Origin of the sequence: Pseudanabaena sp. FACHB-2040, assembly GCF_014696715.1 — a bacterium.
Classification (GTDB): domain Bacteria; phylum Cyanobacteriota; class Cyanobacteriia; order Phormidesmidales; family Phormidesmidaceae; genus JACVSF01.
This window is the reverse complement of sequence record NZ_JACJQO010000005.1, coordinates 1089819-1111341: the sequence shown is the minus strand read 5'-3', so window position 1 is coordinate 1111341 and position 21523 is coordinate 1089819. Positions and strand designations below refer to the sequence as shown.

Sequence of the window (21523 nt, the reverse complement as noted above, 5' to 3'; positions counted from 1 at the left end):
TTGTCACCATATCTGTTGTAGAGGGTTAGCAGCCTTTTCCCCTCTACCTGGGGAGCTGTTTAGTTCATATGTACTTATCCGTCTGCCGTGTGAGGATCTTGCCGAATCGCATAGCCATAGCGCACAGATAAACAAACAGTGTTAGAGACGCGCTAGTAAAGCCCCAAGCAGCCACAGTCCTTCGGGCTATGGCCTGAAGAACTATGGCTCAAGGGACTATTAAGTCTGCGTCTCTACAGATAAGCACTAAGGCTTGAGCAACACCTTAATGCAGTTGTCTTTCTTGTGCTTAAACAACTCAAAGCCCTGGCGAGTTTCTTCCAGCGGTAGCTGATGAGTAAAGACGCGAGAGGGATCTACTTCCCCATTGGCAACCCGCTCTAGCAACATGGGGATGTACTTCTGGCCGTACATCTGCCCCATTTTGAAAGTGAGGCTCTTATTCATCGCTGCACCCATCGGGACTTTGTCGATAAAGCCGCTGTAGACTCCCAGAATAGAGAGCGTGCCGCCTTTGCCGCAGGCCAACATCATCTGCCGCAGCACGTGGGGTCGATCAGTTTCTAGGCGAATTGCCTGCTTGGCCTTGTCGTAGAGGCCCTCTGGTCCCATGCCGTGAGCTTCTAGCCCCACCGCATCAATACAGGCATCGGGGCCGCGCCCGCCAGTCATTTGCTTAAGAGCTTCTCCGGCGTCAATTTCCATAAAGTTGACCGGCTCGGCTTTGGCAAAGTCTTGAGCCATCTGCAGCCGCTCGGGTACGTGATCAATGGCAATCACCCGTTCAGCCCCCAGCATGTAAGCGCTGATCATGGCAAACAGGCCCACTGGCCCTGCACCCCAGACTGCAACAATTTGCCCCGGCTGAATGTTGCACATATCCGCACCCATAAAGCCTGTAGGGAAGGCATCGGAGACGGGCAGCACCTTTTCATCCGGCAGCCCATCGGGCACCTTGATCGCACCAAAATCGGCGTAGGGCACCCGAATATACTCGGCAAATGACCCGGCGTAGCCTCCAAAGGCGTGGGAATAGCCAAAGATGCCAGCGGTACCAAACCCCATAGCTGGTTCCTGCATCCAGGCGTTGGGGTTGGAGTTGTCGCAGAGAGACCAGCGCTGGCTCTCACAGTAGAGACAATGGCCGCAGCCAATGATGGAGGAGACGACCACACGATCGCCCACGCGCAGCTTTTTCACCTCGCTGCCGATCTCGACAACTTCGCCCATAAACTCGTGCCCAATGATGTCACCGGGCTGCATGGTGGGGATGTAGCCGTCGTAGATATGCAGATCAGAGCCACAAATCGTGGTAGCGGTGACCCGGAGAATGGCATCCCGAGGGTTAAGGATCTTAGGATCGGGGACGGTTTCGAGCCGAACATCGGTGGCTCCACGCCAGCAGACTGCTTTCATAAGGGGTTAGGAGGTTGAGGGTTTAGGGTTAAAGGGGTATGGGGGTAGATGGGTAGGGGGTGGGTGAGTTTAGAGGTAGGGATGGGGCAGAAGATAGAGGGTTTAGGGTTAGGGCAACGATTTCACCATCTACTCATCTACTCATCTACTCATCCACTCTCCTAAGCGGGGTTGTTGTCGCTCAGGTTCTGAACGGCCAGCAGGGCTAGGCCCGCGATGCCAGCGACGGTGCCCCATTTAGCGGCGGGGTGCCAGTCAAACCAGTCGAGGAAGCTGGGGATGACCTGGTTATCGAAATCGCCGCGCACTCGGTTGTCGGTTTCGACGGGGGTATAGAGGTTGTTGGGGTCGGTTTCGGATTTGGGCTCGCTGCTGTGCTCGCCGGGAACAGCGATTAGGGCGAGTGCGACATCGACCAGGCCGGGGGCGAGCTTCTGGGCAATATCGAGAATGCGGCCTACGTCACCCACGATCAGTTCGCGGACTGGATTTTCAGCGGCATGGAGAATGGAGCGGGCTACCAGCTCGGGCTGGTAGAAGGGGGGCACGCCTTTGGGTTTTCTCCCTAGCTTGGTCAGGCCATTGTTGTAAAAGGGAGTGTTGATGGTAGCGGGCATGATGTTGGTGACACTGATGGGCACTTTGTCGTGGATCAGTTCGACTCGTAGAGAGTCGAGGAAGCCCTCAGTGGCGTGTTTGGAGGAGGAGTAGGCGCTTTGCAGCGGCAGGGAGCGGTGTCCTTCCACAGAGCCGACGCTAATCAGCGCACCCTGACCGGTTTGACGCAGGTAGGGCAGGGCGACCATTGCGCCGTAGACTTGGCCCATCAGGTTAACTTCGATGACGCGCCGAAACTCTTCGGGGGTGTGCTGCTCAAAGCGGGCAAACACGGCGGTGGCGGCCACGTGAACCCAGGTATCGAGCCGTCCGAAGTACTCAACGGTTTTGTCGGCAATGGCTTTGACCTGATCGAAGTCGGCGACATCGGCGGTAATTGCGATCGCATCTCCCCCCATTGCCTTAATCTCTTCAACCAGAGAATCTAGCCCTGATTGGCTACGGGCTGAGACAGAAACCTTAGCCCCTTGCTGAGCGAACTGAAGCGCGGTGGCTCGACCAATGCCGCTAGAGGCACCGACCACTGCAACCACTTGCTGATTGATTGGCTTGAGTTGAATAGCAGTCATTAAATTTTAGAGCTGAGTTTTAGAACCATTACCTTTCTGCAGCGTAACGAGTTCTGTTGGCATTACCTCGGTCGCAGGAACTAAGCCAAAAGGCACACCTGTCAAGGGTTTACTGCTTTATAAAGAAAGCCAACCTATCTCTAAGAGCCCTAACTTAAAGACTTTGTCTCCTGAATGCTGCAGTTAAGAACCGTTGTTATAGTTGTGACCAGTACCCCTTACAATTAGGCCCTCTGCTGCCTCAGTGAGCCCCCTATGGCAACCCCTTCTCTGCTAGATTTAACGCCGCTAAGACCCCCGAGTGCTTATGATCGCGCTCTGCTGATTACTGCTGTCAATCAGCAGATTGCTTGGCAGCAGCAGACTGCGCTACACGTTCTGCAACAGGCCAAAGCTAAACGCCGTACAACGGTTGCCGTAGGCAGCGGTAGGCAGTCAACGGCCCAAGCCACTGCGGTTAAATCTGTTCCTTCTTTGGTCACTTTGCAATACCAAATTTGGTCTCTGCAGATGGGGAAGCAGGCCACCCAGAAACTGTCTTCCCCATCAGAGGTTGTCAAGCTGTTTCAGCGGGACGGTATGGATGGCCGCCTGCTGATTTTGGGAGAGCCGGGGTCTGGCAAAACTCAGACGCTGCTAACTCTAGCGAGTGACTTATTAAAGAAGTCTCGTACCTCAACGGCTCCTGTCCCGGTGCTGCTAGATCTATCTAGCTGGCGGGGAGAACCTATTTCTAGCTGGGCCGTTGCCAAGCTCTGGGAACTCTACCGGGTACCTGACAACTGCGCCCGTGCTTGGCTCATCAATGCCCAACTGACTCTAATGCTGGATGGCTTTGACAATCTGGAGGTGAGCCAGCAGCGTACCTGTGCAGCAGAGATCGATGCTTTTTTGCGGGGCAATGTGGATCAGACCTTGGCACTTTGCTGTCAGCGTCAGGTGATGGAGCGATCGGGCATTCCCTTTGACCAGTTCAATGGCGGTGTGCATCTAATGCCGCTAGGGGCTCAGCAAGTTAAGGACTACGCCACGGGTCTGGACCAGGCCGACCTTTGGAAGGGCATTAAGGCCAGTAAAGTACTGCAGCCCCTGGCCCGCTCCCCTTTTCTGCTCAACTGTTTGGCAGAATTTTTTGAGGGTCAGCCAGTAGCCAATCAGGGCGATCTGCTGCAGCGCTTTATTACCCATCAGATCACGATAGGCGGTGCTCCGAAAAAGCCCTTTTCCCCTAGAGACAGGCATCGGTATCTAACCTGGCTAGCAAATCACTTGGAGAAACGCGATCGCACCTTCTACATTGAGTCTCTTGATTCAAGCGCGCTTTTAGACTCTCAGCGCTGGCTGTACCGCCTGCTGGTAGGGCTAATTTTGGGCCTGCTGACGGGAGTATTTGTGCATCCTATGTTTGGCTTGGCTGTGGGCCTTATGGCTTCCCAGGTAGATCTAGAGGCGTACCCCAAATACAAACTGTCAATTGCATCGCTCTCTTGGGGCAGTGGTCTATCGCTTCTGCTGCGGGCCTTTATTCCAGGGCTGCTGCTGGCCCTGGTGCTAGGAGGACTGGCCGGACTGGTTGGCGGTCGCTTTGGTCAGGGTGGAACAGGTTTCACCCTGGGCGGCCTGATTGGGTTGGGACTGGGCCTGATTTTCGGCTGTTTGTTTGAGCTGCGCTCGGGCTTGCAAAGCAGCATTCAAGTACGGCGGCGGCCCAACCAAGACATTTTTAATGCAGTGCGCAACCTATTCATCGTCCTCGCCCTTTTGGGAGTGCTGGTGCAGGTTGGTTTGACCCTGCTGAACCTAAGTAGCGGTCTTGCTGTCCGCGACTTGGTCAATACCGATCTCCTGCAAGGGCTCCTAGCCACAGGTCTCGCCTTTGGCCTGTGGGCCTCCTACAGCATCCAGCATTTTGTCATTCGGGCTCTCCTCAGCGCCAGTGGCTCAACGCCTTGGAACTACGCCCACTTTCTCAACTTTGCCGCCAGCCAGCGCCTCCTCCAAAAAGTGGGTGGCGGCTATCGGTTTGTTCATGAGCAGGTGCGAGAGCAGTTTACCAAAGGGGAGATGCGGGGAATGGGAAACCCGGAGATGCAGAGATGAGGCCGGTTCAGTAGAGGGAACACAGGTAGTGAGACATGCCTACGTCCCCGTGTCTCCGTGTCCCCATGTCTCCGCTTACGGCAACTCAGTCGTGCCCATGAGATAGCGATCGCACTCCCGCGCCGCCCCTCTTCCTTCATTGAAGGCCCACACCACTAGGCTTTGGCCTCGGCGGCAGTCGCCTGCGGCGAAGACACCGGGAAGGCTGGTGGCATATTGGCCGTAGTCTGCTTTGATGTTGCTGCGCGGATCGCGATCTAGGCCCAGGCTGTCTAGCAAGGGCTGTTCGGGGCCGAGGAAGCCCATTGCCAGCAGGACTAGCTGGGCTGGCAGCACCCTCTCGCTGCCGGGAACGTGCTTGGGGGTGAACCGCCCCTGCTCGTCTCTCTGCCATTCGACCTGTACGGTGCGAACGCCTTCGACTTGGCCCCTGTCATTGCCAACAAAGCCGGTGGCGGTTGTGAGATAGGTGCGGGGGTCGTTGCCGAACTTGGCGACGGCTTCTTCCTGGCCGTAGTCGAGGCGGTAGACCTTTGGATACTCGGGCCAGGGGTTGTCGGCTGCCCGTTCCAAGGGAGGTCTGGGCATGATCTCAACCTGTACCACGCTGTTGCTGCCGTGGCGGATGGAGGTGCCTACGCAGTCGGTGCCAGTGTCGCCGCCGCCAATGATAACCACGTCTTTACCGGCGGCAGAGAGATAGCCATCGCCAGGTTGACCCTCTAGGACTGCTTTAGTGTTGGCCGTTAGGAAGTCCATAGCGAAATGAATGCCGGCTAGATCTCGCCCTTCAATGGGCAGGTCGCGGGGACGGGTTGACCCAGTGCAGAGCACAACGGCATCAAATTCTTTCAGCAGCATCTCGGTTGGCAAGTCTTTGCCCACTTCGGTGTTGCAGACAAACTGCACCCCTTCGGCTTTGAGCAGCTCAATGCGGCGCATCACCACGTCCTGCTTGTCCAGCTTCATGTTGGGGATGCCGTACATCAGCAGCCCACCCGGACGGTCGGCCCGCTCATAGACCGTGATCCAGTGGCCTGCTTTGTTGAGCTGAGCGGCCGCTGAGAGCCCGGCGGGGCCAGAGCCGATGATGGCAACCTTTTTGCCAGTGCGCTTTTGGGGCGGTTCAGCGACAATCCAACCTTCTTCCCAGCCGCGCTCGGCAATGGAATATTCAATATTTTTGATGGTGACGGGCGGGTTGGTGATGCCCAGCACGCAGGAACCTTCACAGGGAGCGGGGCAGACTCGACCTGTGAACTCCGGGAAGTTGTTGGTCTTGTGCAGCCGGGCCAGCGCTTCCTTCCACAATCCTCGGTAAATTAGGTCATTCCACTCAGGGATCAGGTTGTTGATGGGGCAGCCGCTGGCCATGCCGCTGAGCATGTCGCCGGTGTGACAAAAGGGAGTGCCACAGTCCATGCAGCGCGCGCCCTGGGTGCGGAGTTTTTCCTCCTCCATGGGCAGGTGAAACTCGTCCCAGTTGCGAACGCGCTCAATGGGCATTTGCTCGGGCGGCAGTTCGCGTAGGTAGTCAATAAAGCCGGTTGGTTTTCCCATGGGTTAGGTGAGGGGTGAAGGGTATAGGGGGTGCCGAGGGGGGTTCAGATCCCCGGTTTCTTTAAGAAACCGGGGATCTGGGGATCTGGAGGTGTAGATTAGCTACCGCCGATGCGGGAGACGTCGCGGGAGTTTTCCTCGAACGCTGCTGCTAGGGCATCGTCGCCACTGAGGCCATCGGCCAAGGCTCGCTTGATGGCCTGGAGAACTCGCTTGTAGTCGCGCGGCATGACTTTGACGAATTTGGGCAGCAGCGTTTCCCAGTTGGCGAGAATGGTGTGGGCTTTTTGGCTGCCGGTGTAGTCAGCATGCTTTTGGATTAGCTGACGCAGATCGGCGATTTCTTCGGGATCTTCTAGCGTTTCCAGGTCGGCCATTTGGGTGTTGCAGCGCGTGGGGAAGTCGCCGGTTTCGTCAAACACGTAGGCGACGCCGCCGCTCATACCGGCTGCGAAGTTGCGTCCGGTGTGACCCAGCACGACTACCTTGCCGCCGGTCATATATTCACAGGCGTGGTCGCCCACTGCTTCGACAACGGTGTTGACGCCGGAGTTGCGAACGCAGAAGCGCTCCCCAGCTACCCCATAGATATAGGCTTCGCCGCCGGTTGCGCCATAGAGAGCCACGTTGCCGATGATGATGTTGTCTTCGGGCACGAAGGTTGAGCCCGAAGAGGGATAGACCACGATCTTGCCGCCACTGAGGCCCTTGCCCAGGTAGTCGTTGGCATCGCCTTCTAGCTCCAGGGTGACGCCTTTGGGAATGAACGCGCCAAAGCTCTGTCCGGCGCTGCCCTGGAAGTGTAGGTGAATGGTGTCTTCTGGCAGACCTTCCCAATGGCGTTTGGTGATTTCGTTGCCCAGAATGGTGCCGACGACTCGATTCACGTTGCGGATAGGCAGAGTGGCTTTCACCTTCTCACCGCGTTCGATGGCGGGTTGGCACAGATCTAGCAGCACGGTCATGTCCAGAGACTTCTCTAAACCGTGATCCTGGGGAATTTGGCAGTAGCGCCCAACCTCAGGGCCCATCTGGGGCTGGTAAAGAATCTTTGACAGGTCAATGCCCTTGGCCTTCCAGTGGTTGACGGCCTGTTTGGCCTCCAGCACATCGGTGCGGCCTACCATTTCGTTGAGGCTGCGGAAGCCTAACTGGGCCATGATCTCCCGCAGGTCTTGGGCAACGAACTGCATGAAGTTGACCGTGTGCTGCGGGTCGCCTGTGAAGTACTTGCGCAGCTCCGGATTTTGGGTGGCGACTCCAACGGGACAGGTATTGAGGTGGCAGACGCGCATCATGATGCAGCCTAGGGTGATCAAGGGCGCGGTGGAAAAGCCAAATTCTTCGGCTCCGAGCAGGGCTGCGATCGCAACATCTCTCCCGGTCTTCATCTGCCCGTCCGTCTCGATCACAATGCGGCTACGCAGGTTATTGAGCACCAGGGTTTGGTGGGTTTCGGCTAGGCCCAGTTCCCAAGGCAGTCCGGCGTGCTTGATCGAGGTCTGGGGAGATGCGCCTGTGCCGCCATCAAAGCCGGAGATTAGCACCACATCAGCGTGGGCCTTGGCGACTCCGGCAGCGATAGTGCCGACGCCCACCTCCGACACCAGCTTGACGCTGATGCGGGCCTTGCGGTTGGCGTTCTTGAGGTCGTGGATTAGCTCAGCTAGATCTTCGATGGAGTAGATGTCGTGGTGGGGTGGCGGCGAGATTAAACCCACGCCGGGGGTAGAGTAACGCACCTTGGCAATCCAGGGGTAGACCTTGCGCCCTGGAAGCTGGCCACCCTCACCGGGCTTCGCGCCCTGGGCCATCTTGATCTGCAGTTCCCTGGCCTGAGATAGGTAGAGACTGGTGACGCCAAAGCGCCCAGAGGCCACCTGTTTGATGGCGCTGTTTTTAGAATCGCCCTGCTCGTTGGTCCAGGTGTAGCGTTCGGGGTCTTCGCCGCCTTCGCCGGTATTGGACTTGCCGCCGATGCGGTTCATTGCGATCGCAAGCGACTCGTGAGCTTCCTTCGAAATTGACCCATAGCTCATGGCCCCGGTCTTAAAGCGCTGCATGATCGCTTCAATGGGCTCTACCTCCTCCAGCGGCACCGGCTGCCGCTCTTGAAAACCGAGCAGACCGCGCAGAGTGAAGTGGTGCTTGTCCTGATCGTTGATCAGGGCGGCATAGGTTTTGTAGAGCTCGTAGCTGTTGGTGCGCACAGCCTTCTGTAGGTTGTGGATGGTTTCGGGGCTAAACAGGTGCCGCTCTCCTTCCTTGCGCCACTGGTAGCTGCCGCCCACGTCTAGGGTGGGGCTGTCAGCCTCCCGATCAGGGAAAGCATGAGCGTGGCGCAAAATGGCTTCCTGGGTAATCACCGCCAGATCGGCTCCCTCAATCCGAGAGGCCGTCCAGGTAAAGTACCGATCGATCAGAGTCTGGTTTAGACCGATTGCCTCAAAGATCTGCGCTCCCCGATAGCTCTGGATAGTGGAGATGCCAATCTTAGAGGCAATCTTGATCACGCCCTTGGTGGCGGCCTTGATGTAGTTTTTGCAGGCCGTGGGGTAGTCGGTATCGACCAGCAGACCCTGCTGAATCAGCGAGTCAATTGATTCAAAGGCTAGGTAGGGGTTGATAGCACAGCAGCCGTAGCCGATCAGCACCGCAAAGTGATGCACCTCCCTCGGTTCACCCGACTCCAGCACCAGGCCAACGCGAGTGCGAGTGCCGTGGCGGATGAGGTGGTGGTGCAGCCCCGAAACCGCCAGCAGAGCGGGAATCGGAGCCTGGGCCGGATTCATCTCTCGATCAGAAAGAATGATCAGGCTGGTGCCTGAGGCGATCGCCTTATCTGCTGCGGCAGAAATACCTTCCAGCGCTGCTTCCAGCCCCTTCACTCCGGCTTGGGGATCGAACAGGATGGGCAGAGTAACAGATTTGAAGTCGCCCGACTCATGCTTGAGCTTGGCCAACTCCCCGTTGCTGAGAATCGGTGATTTTAGCTCGATCAGGTGGCAGCTTTCAGGCTCTGGCTTGAGCAGATTGCGCTCAGCTCCCACCGTCGTCTCTGGCGAGGTAATGATCTCTTCTCGGATGGAGTCAATCGGCGGGTTAGTGACCTGGGCAAAGAGCTGCTGGAAGTAGTCGTAGAGCAGCTTGGGCCGATCTGATAGCACCGCTAGGGGAGTGTCGGTGCCCATTGAGCCAATCGCCTCCACGCCGTCTCGCGCCATCGGGGTCAGCAGCAGGCGCAGCTCCTCAAAGGTATAGCCGAAGGCCATCTGGCGCTTTAGCAGGGGAATTTCTGGCAAGGTGCGATCTATTGGCGCTTCCTTCAGGCTGGCCAGCGGCACTAGATGCTGATCGAGCCATTCCTGGTAGGGCTGCTCAGATGCGATCGCACTCTTGATCTCCTCATCTGAGACAATGCGGCCCTCTTCCATATTTACTAGGAACATCCGCCCCGGCTCGAGGCGGCCCTTCTGGGCAATTCGCTCTGGCTCAATCGGCAGTACGCCCGCCTCAGAGGCCATAATCACTAGGTCGTCTTTGGTGACGTAGTAGCGAGAGGGGCGTAGGCCGTTGCGATCGAGCACCGCACCCATCATGGTGCCATCGGTAAAGGCAATGGAAGCGGGGCCATCCCACGGCTCCATCAGGCAGGAGTGGTACTTGTAAAACGCCTTTTTCTCCGGACTCATAGACTCGTGAGCGGCCCACGGTTCGGGGATCATCATCATCATGGCGTGGGGCAGGGAGCGTCCGGCCAGCACCAGCAGTTCCAAGGCGTTATCAAAGATCAGCGAGTCGCTGCCGTCGATATTGATCACCGGCTGCGCTCGCTTGAGAGCATCGCCAAACAGGTCTGACTCAAACAGCGACTGCCGAGCGTGCATCCAGTTGATGTTGCCGCGCAGGGTGTTGATTTCGCCGTTGTGGGCAATGTAGCGGTAGGGGTGCGATCGCTCCCAGCTCGGGAACGTGTTGGTGCTAAAGCGAGAATGCACCAACCCCAGCGCACTGGTCAGATCGGGGTCTTTCAGATCTAGGAAATACTCGCCGACCTGGGCTGGCGTCAACATGCCCTTGTAAACCAGGGTGCGGCAGGAGAGGCTGGCCGGGTACCAGTAGGGATCAATCTCCGCTGCCCGAATAGCGCTGTGGGATCGCTTGCGGATCACGTACAGCTTGCGCTCTAGCCCCAGCTCATCGAGTCCTGTAGGCCGCTGGATAAAGACCTGCTGCATGAAGGGTTCGCTGGCTTTGGCCGTATCTCCCAGAGAGGCATTGTCTGTCGGCACATCGCGCCAGCCCAAAACCTGCAGCCCCTCCTCGGCCACAATCTGCTCAAAAGCTCGCCGCCCCTGCTCGCGGTCAGCCGCCTGAGGTGAACTGTAGATCATGCCAACGCCGTATTCGCCTGCAGCAGGCAGTGCGATCGCATGTGTCGCTGCGAACTTCTGGAAAAATTGGTGCGGTATCTGCATCAAAATACCGGCACCATCGCCAGTATTGATCTCGGCTCCGACCGCGCCCCGGTGTTCCAGGTTCAGCAGAATAGTCAGCGCTTGCTCAACAATATCGTGGGAGGGTTTCCCCTTCATGTGCACAATAAAGCCGACACCGCAGGCATCGTGCTCAAATTGAGGGTCGTATAGACCCTGTTTGGAGGGCAAATTGAAGAGTGTCATTTTGAAAACCCGGGAAGCGGCCTTGAGGGAGTCATCTAGAGAACGGCAAGCAGTCAGTCAGATTCTCACAGAGAGTTTTCGTTAGGCCCTCTGTTAAATCCGTAGACTGGTAAGCCCAATTTATTTTTCTATGCTGGAAAAAATACCTTACTCTAGCTAAAACGGATTTTCTAGCAAGAAAGGCAAACGAGCGCCATGTCTTAAGGAAATTGTCACATATGGATTACAGTTACCAGGTCATTTATTAAGAACTTTAGGTGTTTCCGAGGAAATGGCTGAGATGATGTTGGCTTTTTATGACAGTCTCCCCAAAGCGCTCAGGCACAGGTCAGCCCTTAGTCTCAGCGGTAACTAGACCACAATAAAAAGTTGCTCCTGAGTATAAACCCAGAAGCAACTGTATAGCTCAAACTTAAAATGTCACAAATATGGACGGTTCAAGCCAGCTCAAAATCACTCAAGTCACGTCTAGCCAGAAAACACTCTACGGATGAGTGCGAGGGCTTTGCTGACCTCATAGACTGGTTGAAACCGCTGGTTGATGTTGTTTAGTAGCTGTCGTCTTTATCACCGACCGTTTGAATACCCAGTAGCTGGTTGGCTTGGTTTAGCCTTTCAGCAATGGCTTCGCGCCATTTCAAGCTGATGTCATCGTCGGCCAAAACTTCTTGGGCCAGCCGGCGGTAGGCTGCACTGGTTGCGATGTCTACGCTGTCGAGTTCCTGAAGTTTGTCATACACACTTTGGGGCGGAACCTGCATCATAATTTCACTTCCTTTTACAGTCTCAAAATAGCGATGGCTGGTTTTGAGGATGAGACGATTCTCAAGGCTCATTGCGGGGGAAGTCATCAGCGCATCTAGCTTGAGGCTAACGCGCGTAGACAGGAGGCTGAGTCACCCTCGTTAAAAGCCAGCCATTTCATAGCATGACTCCAGTGTAGATATGTTCCCTAGGTAACAGAATGGCGCTTCACGTAAAACGTGGAAGTTCTTAACAGACGTTGAAGATTTGCTGATGACGTCTGTTAATCCGAACTATTTTTGGTCACGCTACATAAACTAATCTTTCTTTTAGGGAAGTTTCTTTAGGAATAAGGAACTTTTTAGAAGCAGCCACTTTAGCGCCGTCCCCCAGACGTCGTTTCGTCTAGGGGACAGCGCTAGTGAGTGTTCTAATTAGGTATAGCTGTCACTGCGTAGCTTGCTTTTTGTGGAGTGCGAAGCGCAGCAGCCTCGTGGCAGCTACTTTATACGCTTTGCTCACAATGACTACTTTGAGATCGCCTGTTTAAGACAGTACCCATTGTTTTAGTGCTTTTCAGCGTGAGGGGCTGCTTAACAAGGCAGCTTGACTTCTTCTGGCCAGGGAAAGGGGCGAGGGCGTCCGCGCAGTTCTAGCAGATGCGAGCTGGCTTTCGCCCTTTGGGGTTTACGGCATTTGAGCCCCAATTAGCTTTGCCTTAAACTTCTGAATCGACTTCAGGAACGATGTCGGGGCGCTCTTTATTTTCCCAGCCAACCGGACGCTTGGAGTTGTACCAGGCGATAGACCCGATAGTGGTAGCTGCAATAAAACCAACTACATAAACCAGGGTTGCCGAAATAGGAAAATGGGGACCATCAGCAGCAGTTATATCAGCAGCAGTTGCTAAAAAAGTCAGCATAATTAACCTCGTTTGAAATATTCCATTCAAGGTTAAAGTTACCTGACTGAGCAGTTCGCCGACTCTACCGCTCTGGTGATTCAGAAGAGGGAAACTCAGGTGCTAACAGTCCATCCCTAGACAGAGCCAAAGCCCCAAATAGCCTACTGCTAAGCTTTCTGTGCCAGCGGAGACTGGTCATAGTGATTCAGCAGATCGGCAGGGTCATCGTAGATTGCGATCGCATCTCTCAGCGCCTCATCATCAAAGCCACCGCAGCGAAAAGCAATGACATCCACGCCTGCTTTTCCCGCAGCCTCAATATCGTAGGGTGTGTCCCCAAGCATGACGGTACGGCTGGGGTCGAGATCAGCTTTGTGCAGAGCCGCTTCTACAATATCTGGAGAGGGTTTAGACGCGTCGGCATCATCTGAGCTGGTAGCCTGCTTCAGCAAATCGTCAACCTGAGCAATCTTCAACATAGTTTCAAGCTCTTTTGCAGAGGCTGAAGTGGCAATAATCAGGTTTAATCCTTCTGCCCGTAGCTTTTGCACCAGTGCCCGTGACCCCTGGGCTGGCTCAATCTGATCGCGGAAATCATTTAGCACCAGCTCCTTGCGGTAGTCGGCAACCTCTTTACCCGGCCCCTCTTCGTCGTTCAAATCCGGAAACAATTGAGGAATGACCTTATCGCCCCCCATCCCCATCATCGGGCGCACCTTCTCAAAATCAACGGTGTAGCCGTACTTTGCAAAGGCTTCTACCCAACACTGAGCATGAACATCGTTGCTCAAGACTAGAGTGCCATCTACATCTAAAATCACGCCCTCAAGGGTCATGGTCTTCTCCTGCTTAAGCTTACTGCCCCAAAGTGACATAACCTTACGCAAAAAAACTCTCCCTAAAAGCGGTGATTCTCGCCCAGCGTGTATTTAACCTCTTCTAAAACTGATCTTGGGGGTTCAAATTTTATGCATACAGATGTACTTCTCTACCTTTGGAGAGAGCTGCTCTACTTCTATCGACAGTTTGAGCTCTGCACGAGGACTTACTAAGCTACTCTCAGTCTATGGTGTGCTCCGCAAATGAGCCAGATCAAAGGTATTTTTGGACTCGTCATCTACTGGGAGTTCGCCAAATCTATTCGTATCCGTGTCTTTATCTGTTCGCAATTTTCGGCGACAGATTGGCTGGTAAGGGCTTAAACCCCGTTAAAGATTTATCTGACATTTCTAGAAGCCGCTGTCTGCTTTTGGCAACTGAGCCTTAAGCGGATACATCGCTGTCGCCAATTTCTAGTTGGTGACAGGCTGATTTGTTTGGCTACTCAACCGTTCTATGTGGTCGTTAGCAGCCCCTTTAGAACACAGGATTATAGTGCCTAGCGACCAGAGGCAAGGGTAATTTTCAGCGTGTCTGAAGCAAGGGGTCCGGCAGGCACTTTGGAGTACCTTGTCAACTTCGCACAGAGCGAGTATTTACCTGTAGTTTGAACACTTCAGCGACACAGAATCTGGGTTAGTTCTCGGCAGTAGGCAACCTAATAAATCGATGCGCCGTGTTGGGCGATTGCCTCTGCCCTAACCAATTGCACACCTTAATCTTTGCATAGTCATCATGAGCAACATACAAGCGCAGCTATCTACTTCTGAAACCAGCTTTCGAGTTGAAGCGTACGAAAAGATTGAGCTGGACTTTCAGTTTGTTGAAGGGATTTTTGATATTCAAAAGCCCGATCTAGCCAGCCATTACACTGCACTCAGGCGCTGTCTTGCCATCGTAGATCACAACGTCTATCAGTTTTACGGGGCTCAACTGCACCGGTACTTCCTGCACTATGGTGTGGAACTGACAGTCTTTCCGGTAGTGATTGAAGAGCCAGACAAAACAATCGAAACGTTTCAAACCATTATTGATGCCTTCTGCCGGTTTAACCTCTTAAGAAAAGAGCCGGTTTTGGTGATTGGCGGCGGGCTAGTTCTAGATGTAACGGGCTTTGCCTGCGCCGCCTATCGCCGCAGCACAAACTACATCCGCATTCCTACGACGCTGATTGGCCTGATCGATGCAGGTATTGCCATCAAAGTTGCGGTCAACCACGGCAAGCTTAAGAATCGACTGGGGGCCTATCATGCGCCCAAGGAAATCTTTCTCGATTTTTCATTCCTCAAGACTTTACCGGTTGATCAAATCCGCAACGGCATGGCAGAGCTGGTCAAAATTGCCGTAGTTGCTAATGCTGAGGTGTTTGATTTGCTTGATCGCTACGGCGAAGACTTGCTCTACAGTCATTTCGGTTATCTAACTGACGATGCTTTCCTGCGCCAGGTGGGGCATCGCGTCAACTACGGGGCGATCAAGACCATGCTGGAGCTAGAGACGTCCAACCTGCACGAGCTGATGCTAGATCGCGTGATTGCCTATGGCCACACCTGGAGCCCCACGCTGGAGCTGACGCCAGAGCCACCGCTGCTGCATGGTCATGCTGTCAACATTGACATGGCGCTCTCTGCGACTCTGGCTGCCGAGCGAGGCTACATTACGGTGGCCGATCGCGATCGCATTCTCAATCTCATGAGCCGTCTGGGCTTGGCCCTTGATCACCCCCTAATGGACAGCGACCTGCTCTGGCAGGCCACGCAGTCGATCACCCTCACCCGCGATGGCCTGCTGCGGGCAGCCGTGCCCCAGCCCATCGGCGTCTGTGCATTCATCAATGACCTGACCCGAACAGAGCTTGATGCTGCTCTCAGCACTCACAAGCGACTCTGTGCCGATTACCCTCGATCTGGAGCTGGCATCGATGCCTACGTCGGCGACGGGGAGTCTGCACAGCCCGCACCCACGCTGGTAGGAGGCAAAGCGTAATGCAGGCAGCCGCGAACCCAACGACCCCAAATGCACCGCGTCCGGTCACGCCTCTGGGCATTGCGGTGGGTCATCTAGAGTCTGCCATTACGCTGCTAAACCAGGCAGCCAATTCTCCAACCAACCTCTCTGCCGAGGCGGCACACCACCTGCAAAAAGCGTTTGATCTGATGTCGGGGCTAGATCCCTACCTGGAGCAGACCGCAACGCCAGCCTCTGCGGCGCTCACAGAAATTGCCGAGAGAACCCACCACGAACCCTGGCAGGCAAAGTTTGATGAAGGCGAAACCGTTCGTCCCCTGGAGCAGGAAATGCTCTCTGGCCATATTGAAGGACAGACGCTGAAGCTGTTTGTTCACATGATTCGCGCCAGCCGCATTTTGGACATCGGCATGTTCACCGGCTACTCGGCGCTGGCGATGGCCGAAGCCCTCCCCGCCGACGGTCACCTGATTGCCTGTGAGGTCGATCCTTACGCTGCCCGCTTTGCCCAAACCTTGTTTCAAAAGTCACCCTACGGCAGCAAGATCCAGGTTGAGCTAGGGCCAGCTTTGGAGACGCTAGAGCGTCTGGCCGCCCACGGTGAGTGCTTTGACTTTGTGTTTATCGATGCCGATAAGCAGGAATACGTGCAGTACTACCAGAGGCTGCTAGACAGCGGCCTGCTCTCAGACCAGGGCTACATCTGCGTCGATAACACGCTGTTTCAAGGGCAGGTTTATTTGCCTGAGGCCGAGCGCTCAGTGAGTGCGGCTGCGATCGCACAGTTCAACCAGGTGGTCGCCGCCGACCCTAGGGTGGAGCAGGTGATCTTGCCGCTGCGAGACGGGCTGACTCTGATTCGGCGCGTGTAGTCTCGCAACCGCTAGACGCTCCCCCATTGGGGCTGTGGCTGCCCTGCACCTGTTGGGGCAGCCACTAGCATTTACTGCCATTTCTCTGAGATAGCTAATGCAAACTAAGACGCCGACTCAAACAACCGCAGCCTCACAGCAGGCTGCCCAACCTTTACCGTCTGAGGGGCAAAGCTCAGACAGCCCAATTCAAGCCCTCTGGCAAAACTTGGGCACGCTGATGCTATTGGCCCTTGCGTTTCCCTTCAACTGTGTGGCTGTGCTGTTAGCGCTGGTGTGGAGCTGGGTGAGCCGCCCCTTTCATAAGGCACCCGTTAGGGTTAAGTCCCCCAAAAACATTCTTATTGCTGGGGCCAGGATGACGAAAACCCTGCTGCTGGCCCGTACTTTTCACGCGGCTGGGCATCGGGTGATTTTGATCGACACCGAAAAGTTTTGGCTCAACGGAAATCAATATTCCAACGCGGTTGCCGGGTTCTACACCGTTCCCGACCCGCAGAAAGACCTAGCGGGCTATACCCAAAAGCTCCAGGCCATTGCCCAGCAGGAAAACATCAATCTGTTTATTCCCGTTGCCATCTTTTCTGTGGTTTATCCGGAGGGGATGGAGCAGCACCCGCTGGCAGGTTACTGTGAGGTATGCCACTTTGATGTCGCTGTCACCGGCATGCTAGACGACAAATTTGCCTTTGCTGAGAAAGCGCGATCGCTCGGCCTCTCGGTGCCCAAATCCTTCAAAATCACCGCGCCGGAGCAGGTGCTCAATTTTGATTTTTCTCAGGAGCAGCGGCAGTACATTCTCAAGAGCATTCCCTACGATGCCTGTCGCCGCCTCAATCTGACCAAGCTGCCCTGCCCTACGCCCGAAGAGACCGCCGCCTTTGTCAACAGCCTGCCCATCAGCGAAAAAACGCCCTGGATTATGCAGGAGTTCATCCCCGGCCAAGAATACTGCACCCACAGCACTGTCCGTAGTGGGCAATCGACCCTTTACTGCTGCTGCGAGTCGTCTGCCTTTCAGGTCAATTACGAAATAGTCGATAACCCCCAAATTAGCGAGTGGGTGCGTCGTTTTTTGAAAGGGGTTGACGGCTTTGGGCAAGCCTCTTTTGACTTTATTCAGACCCCAGATGGCACGGCCTATGCCATTGAGTGCAACCCCCGCACGCACTCAGCCATTACCCTGTTCTACAACCATCCTCAGGTAGCAGAGGCCTATCTCGATCCTGCCTTCTCAGGCGAACCCCTAGAGCCTTTGGTCAACAGCAGGCCCACCTACTGGCTCTACCACGAACTTTGGCGGCTCAATGAGGTGCGATCGCTCTCTCAGCTTCAAACCTGGTGGCGCAATATCTGGCGCGGCAAAGAGGCTATTTTTGAGGTCAACGATCCGCTGCCGTTTCTGATGGTGCATCACTGGCAGATTCCCCTGCTGGTTCTAGACAATCTGCGAAAGCTGCAAAGCTGGATTCGGATAGATTTTAATATTGGCGAGGTGATTCGGTGAGCCTATAGATCCCCGGGTTCTTGCCGGTAGCCGCAGATCTTCGTCTTATGCGAGATCCCCGGGTTCTTCGCTAGAGCTATAGACCTCTGCCTTTTCCCGAGAACCCGGGGAGCTGGAGGCGTCCCCTGTGCGAGATCCCCGGGTTCTTGACCGTAGTCGTAAATCTCCGCCTTTTTCTGAGAACCCAGGGATCTGGAAGTGCTCCTTACGCGAGATCCCTGGGTTCTTGACCGTAGGTGTAGATCTCTGCCTTTTCCTGAGAACCCAGGGATCTGGAAGTGCTCCTTTGTTTAGGGCACATTTTTGATTCGCCGAGCCAACTGGAATCACTTGATTAGAGGGCTGCCATGGCTGGCAAAGGTATCGTGGATGCGCTCTAAATGGTGCTCCATGACATCGAGCTGATCGATCTCGGCTGCAGAAAAATAGCCGTATTCTGTGGTTTCGTCGCTGAGCCGCAGCTCGCCTCCGATCACTACGGCTTCAAAATTCATGGCGACTACCTGGCAGCGCTCTCCATCAGCATATTCCAGCAGGCAGTGTGGACTGGTGTAGATCCCCAGTAGCCGCTTGACCGCGACCTGTAGCCCCGTCTCTTCCAAAGCTTCTCGGCAACAGGCTTCCTCAATACTTTCACCTGGGTCCATGCGGCCTCCCGGCAGGCACCAGCGACCGTTGTCGGTGCGGCGCGTGAGCAGTACTTTTTCCCAGTTACCGTCTCGAATGGTGGCAGAACAGCCCACGATGATGTGACCTAGCCTGCCAATGCGATCGCCGTATACCAACTTCACCATCTTTACTTTTCTCACCCTAATGTAACTGTCTAGATCCTTCTAGATCCTTTTCACCATATCCGGTCGCGCTGAATCGGTACTGTGCCTGCCCGTCAGTTCATCAGAACATTAGGATCTCAAGGTGAACCGTTGATAGGGGATGAAACCGTATGACCGCAGACATTTTGGTAATCGGCAGCGGCATTGGTGGCTTGAGCTGTGCGGCACTGCTGGCCCGCTATGGCAATAGCGTAACAGTCTGCGAAAGCCACTCTATTGCTGGTGGAGCGGCCCATAGCTTTGAGCGGAGCGGCTTTACCTTTGACTCTGGCCCTTCGCTTTACTCCGGTCTCTCCCACAGCCCCTCAACGAATCCTCTGCGGCAGGTGCTCGATGCCCTTGAGGAAGACTTGGACTGGGCCACTTACGATACCTGGGGCGTGTGTTTGCCGGAGGGCGATTTTTTGACGACGGTGGGGGCCGATCAGTTTTGTGAGGTGCTGCAGCAGATTCGAGGTGAACAGGCCGTACAGGAATGGCGAGCTTTGCAGCAGGTGATGGGGCCGCTGGGGCAAGGTGCGATCGCACTGCCTCCCGCCGCCCTGCGCTTTGACTGGAAAGTGCTGAGCACAGTTGCCCCCTTTGCCCCAAAACTGCTGCGACACGCGCCCAGCTTGGGTCAACTCAATGGTCCCTTTAGCCGAGTCATGGACGGGGTGATTACAGATGAGTTTCTGCGCAACTGGCTGGATTTGCTGTGCTTTTTGCTCTCTGGTCTGCCAGCCAGCGGCACCAGTGCGGCAGAGACGGCCTTTATGTTTGCTGAGTGGTATCGTCCCGGTGTCAAACTCGACTACCCCATCGGCGGCAGCGGGGCGTTGGTCAATGCTCTGGTGCGAGGTTTGGAGAAGTTTGGCGGCTCCCTTAGATTCAGCGCCCACGTGCAAGAAATCCTGGTCGAGGAGGGTCGGGCCACAGGGGTGCGGCTGCGGAGTGGAGAAGTTTTAAGAGCGCAGCGAGCTGTCGTCTCTAATGCTTCTACTTGGGACACGCTAAAGCTTTTGCCCCAGGATGCAGTGCCCAAGTCGTTCGTCGAACAGCGGCAGTCCACCCCAGAATGTGAAAGTTTCATGCACCTGCACCTAGGCATTGACGGCAATGGCCTGCCCGCCGATCTAGCCTGCCACTACATCGTGGTGAACGATTGGACTCCAGGAGTTACTGCGCCCCAAAACGTAGTGCTGATCTCAATTCCCTCTGTGCTCGACCCCACACTAGCCCCGGCGGGTAAACACGCTATCCACGTCTACACCCCCGGCAGCGAACCCTATGATTTGTGGCAGGGATGCGATCGCAACAGCCCAACCTACGCCCAACTTAAAGAGCAGCGAGCCGAGGTTATGTGGTGGGCGCTGGAGCGAGTCATTCCCGATATTCGCCGCCGCTGTGAGGTCAGCCTGGTGGGCACACCTCTGACTCACGAACGCTACCTGCGCCGCCACCGGGGCACCTATGGCCCAGCCATAGCCGCCAGCGATGGCTTCTTCCCTGGCCCCAAAACGCCGCTGCCGGGGTTGCTCTGCTGCGGCGACTCAACCTTTCCGGGCATTGGTCTGCCAGCAGTCGCCGCCAGCGGCCTAATCACGGCCAACACTCTGGCCTCAGCCCAGCAGCACCGGCAGATGCTGCGGCAGATTCGTTTGGCCTAAGGGGTGCAGGATAGGCCCTCGCTTGCCCCTACACCAACACTAAGACCAAGCAGAAGAAACATCTCTAGAACCAACCGCTCTATGTCGAGTGTTAATCTGGTAAATGGCGAAATTTTTGCGGCTGTATCGCCCGTTCGACAAGCGAGTCAAAACCTATCATGCTGGACCCTCTAATACTGCGATCCCTGGTCTGGACCGACTATCGGCTAGCAGTGCTGTTTCTCGTCTCTTTTCCGCTGGTGCTGCTAATTTGGGCGGCTTACAAGCGAAATACAGCTATCCAGCATTTGCTGACGATCTACTGGAAAGTGTCCAGTCTGCTGATGATTACGATCTACCTGATGATCGGCGGTTTTAGCATCAGCTTCGTCTCGGCGGTCATGGCGCGGATTTTAATTCCTGTTGGTCTCTGGTTTTGGGTGGATCTCAATGAGGAAATCCGAGAGCAGCCCGATAGTGCTCTGAAATTGACGTTTAACTCTTGGCGTTGGGCCGTCACTCTCTATGGCATCATTGGCACCGCCATTTCCCTGACCTATCTACCCTGCGCCTTCTCTAATGCGCGGCTGGCCTCTGCTAGCTGTCAGGCATGGCTAGAAGCTCCCCTACTCTATAAGGAGTTTCTACACGCCAACTACACCAACGGGTTTTTAGGCTTTTTCGGTATTGTCGGCCTGATTATTTATATGCTGACTCTGGCCTGGTTTGTTTTTGTGCGCCTGGGTAAGCAGGGGCGGCAGGCGATTAATTAAGGGGAAGGCAAAAGGGTAGAGGGTATAAGGGCGGAAGGGGTTTTGGTAGGGGTGTATGGGCCTGTGCCTAGAAATGAGAAGGGGTTAGGGGTGTAAGAGCCTGGCTCAAGGGTCAGAAGAACGCTTAAGTAGGGCGCAATTATTTAAGACGCGGTTTATGGATGCTGGGAAACGCTTGGAACAATACACTCTGAAGCGGCCACAGGAAGTTCTACTGGTCGCTGCTGAAGTTGCAGGTGAGGCAGATCAGATCTTGGTGTTTCGGGGTTTCTCCAGTTCTTTGATGCGGCCTACTGCCTTTGACCCAGATGTGCCGGTGTTGCCGGAGGAGGCTGTGATTAGCTCCATTGATCGACTGCTAGGGCCTTACAACCCCAGCAACCCTCAGTATTTGGAGCAGGGGGTGAGTTGGGAGGCGTTTCAGGCTGTTTTGGCAGATCTAGGCATTTAGTCTGGCGTGTCTGGGCGGC

15 protein-coding genes are annotated in these 21523 nt (G+C 55.3%); 7 read left to right on the top strand and 8 right to left on the bottom strand.

The window, feature by feature from the left end:
• Nucleotides 1-246: 246 nt before the first annotated feature.
• Together H6G13_RS08665 and H6G13_RS08660 are read right to left on the bottom strand one after the other, a co-directional pair.
• Entirely contained in the window at nucleotides 247-1416 is a 1170-nt protein-coding gene (locus H6G13_RS08665; protein ID WP_190482718.1) for a zinc-dependent alcohol dehydrogenase, read from the bottom strand.
• 161 nt (nucleotides 1417-1577) lie between these two features.
• Complete coding sequence (locus H6G13_RS08660; protein ID WP_190482955.1) at nucleotides 1578-2594, bottom strand: SDR family oxidoreductase; 1017 nt, start codon at nucleotides 2592-2594, stop codon at nucleotides 1578-1580.
• Between the two features lie 264 nt (nucleotides 2595-2858).
• Here H6G13_RS08660 and H6G13_RS08655 point away from each other — a divergent pair, with 264 nt between their 5' ends.
• Nucleotides 2859-4703, top strand: coding sequence for a hypothetical protein (locus H6G13_RS08655; RefSeq protein WP_190482717.1), 1845 nt, complete (start codon nucleotides 2859-2861; stop codon nucleotides 4701-4703).
• Nucleotides 4704-4778: 75 nt separating this feature from the next.
• Here the strand turns inward: H6G13_RS08655 and gltD are convergent, their stop codons facing one another.
• The 5 genes from gltD to H6G13_RS08630 all read right to left on the bottom strand — a co-directional run bounded on the left by gltD (nucleotide 4779) and on the right by H6G13_RS08630 (nucleotide 13429).
• Nucleotides 4779-6263, bottom strand: coding sequence for a glutamate synthase small subunit (gltD, locus tag H6G13_RS08650; RefSeq protein ID WP_190482716.1), 1485 nt, complete (start codon nucleotides 6261-6263; stop codon nucleotides 4779-4781).
• Nucleotides 6264-6361: 98 nt separating this feature from the next.
• Nucleotides 6362-10945, bottom strand: a complete 4584-nt coding sequence (gene gltB / locus H6G13_RS08645) for a glutamate synthase large subunit (RefSeq protein ID WP_190482715.1) — start codon at nucleotides 10943-10945, stop codon at nucleotides 6362-6364.
• Nucleotides 10946-11493: 548 nt separating this feature from the next.
• Complete coding sequence (locus tag H6G13_RS08640; RefSeq protein WP_242028195.1) at nucleotides 11494-11796, bottom strand: hypothetical protein; 303 nt, start codon at nucleotides 11794-11796, stop codon at nucleotides 11494-11496.
• 611 nt (nucleotides 11797-12407) lie between these two features.
• The gene (locus H6G13_RS08635) at nucleotides 12408-12611 is read right to left on the bottom strand and encodes a hypothetical protein (RefSeq protein WP_190482714.1); all 204 of its coding nucleotides are present in this window, start codon (nucleotides 12609-12611) and stop codon (nucleotides 12408-12410) included.
• 149 nt (nucleotides 12612-12760) lie between these two features.
• The gene (locus tag H6G13_RS08630; protein ID WP_190482713.1) at nucleotides 12761-13429 is read right to left on the bottom strand and encodes an HAD family hydrolase; all 669 of its coding nucleotides are present in this window, start codon (nucleotides 13427-13429) and stop codon (nucleotides 12761-12763) included.
• Between the two features lie 778 nt (nucleotides 13430-14207).
• Between H6G13_RS08630 and H6G13_RS08625 the strand changes: the two genes are divergently transcribed.
• The 3 genes from H6G13_RS08625 (at nucleotide 14208) to H6G13_RS08615 (ending at nucleotide 17819) form a co-directional block, all read left to right on the top strand.
• The gene (locus H6G13_RS08625) at nucleotides 14208-15458 is read left to right on the top strand and encodes a sedoheptulose 7-phosphate cyclase (RefSeq protein ID WP_190482712.1); all 1251 of its coding nucleotides are present in this window, start codon (nucleotides 14208-14210) and stop codon (nucleotides 15456-15458) included.
• The gene (locus H6G13_RS08620; protein ID WP_190482711.1) at nucleotides 15458-16312 is read left to right on the top strand and encodes a class I SAM-dependent methyltransferase; all 855 of its coding nucleotides are present in this window, start codon (nucleotides 15458-15460) and stop codon (nucleotides 16310-16312) included. Before H6G13_RS08625 ends, H6G13_RS08620 begins: the two co-directional genes overlap by 1 nt.
• A gap of 220 nt (nucleotides 16313-16532) precedes the next feature.
• Nucleotides 16533-17819 carry an ATP-grasp enzyme gene (locus H6G13_RS08615; protein ID WP_347277453.1) on the top strand — a complete coding sequence of 429 codons (1287 nt, stop codon included), beginning with the start codon at nucleotides 16533-16535 and terminating at the stop codon, nucleotides 17817-17819.
• A 326-nt stretch (nucleotides 17820-18145) separates the two neighbouring features.
• Here H6G13_RS08615 and H6G13_RS08610 read toward each other — a convergent pair whose 3' ends face one another.
• Nucleotides 18146-18613 (bottom strand): NUDIX domain-containing protein, encoded by a 468-nt coding sequence (locus H6G13_RS08610; RefSeq protein WP_190482709.1) that lies wholly within the window; start codon nucleotides 18611-18613, stop codon nucleotides 18146-18148.
• A 149-nt stretch (nucleotides 18614-18762) separates the two neighbouring features.
• Here H6G13_RS08610 and H6G13_RS08605 point away from each other — a divergent pair, with 149 nt between their 5' ends.
• From H6G13_RS08605 to H6G13_RS08595, 3 genes are all read left to right on the top strand, one after another.
• On the top strand, nucleotides 18763-20301 hold the full coding sequence (locus tag H6G13_RS08605; RefSeq protein WP_190482708.1) for an NAD(P)/FAD-dependent oxidoreductase: 1539 nt from the start codon (nucleotides 18763-18765) through the stop codon (nucleotides 20299-20301).
• 158 nt (nucleotides 20302-20459) lie between these two features.
• A complete protein-coding gene (locus H6G13_RS08600) occupies nucleotides 20460-21053 on the top strand; it encodes a DUF3177 family protein (RefSeq protein WP_190482707.1) in 594 nt (197 codons plus the stop codon).
• A 157-nt stretch (nucleotides 21054-21210) separates the two neighbouring features.
• Nucleotides 21211-21504, top strand: a complete 294-nt coding sequence (locus H6G13_RS08595) for a hypothetical protein (RefSeq protein WP_190482706.1) — start codon at nucleotides 21211-21213, stop codon at nucleotides 21502-21504.
• Nucleotides 21505-21523: the final 19 nt, after the last annotated feature.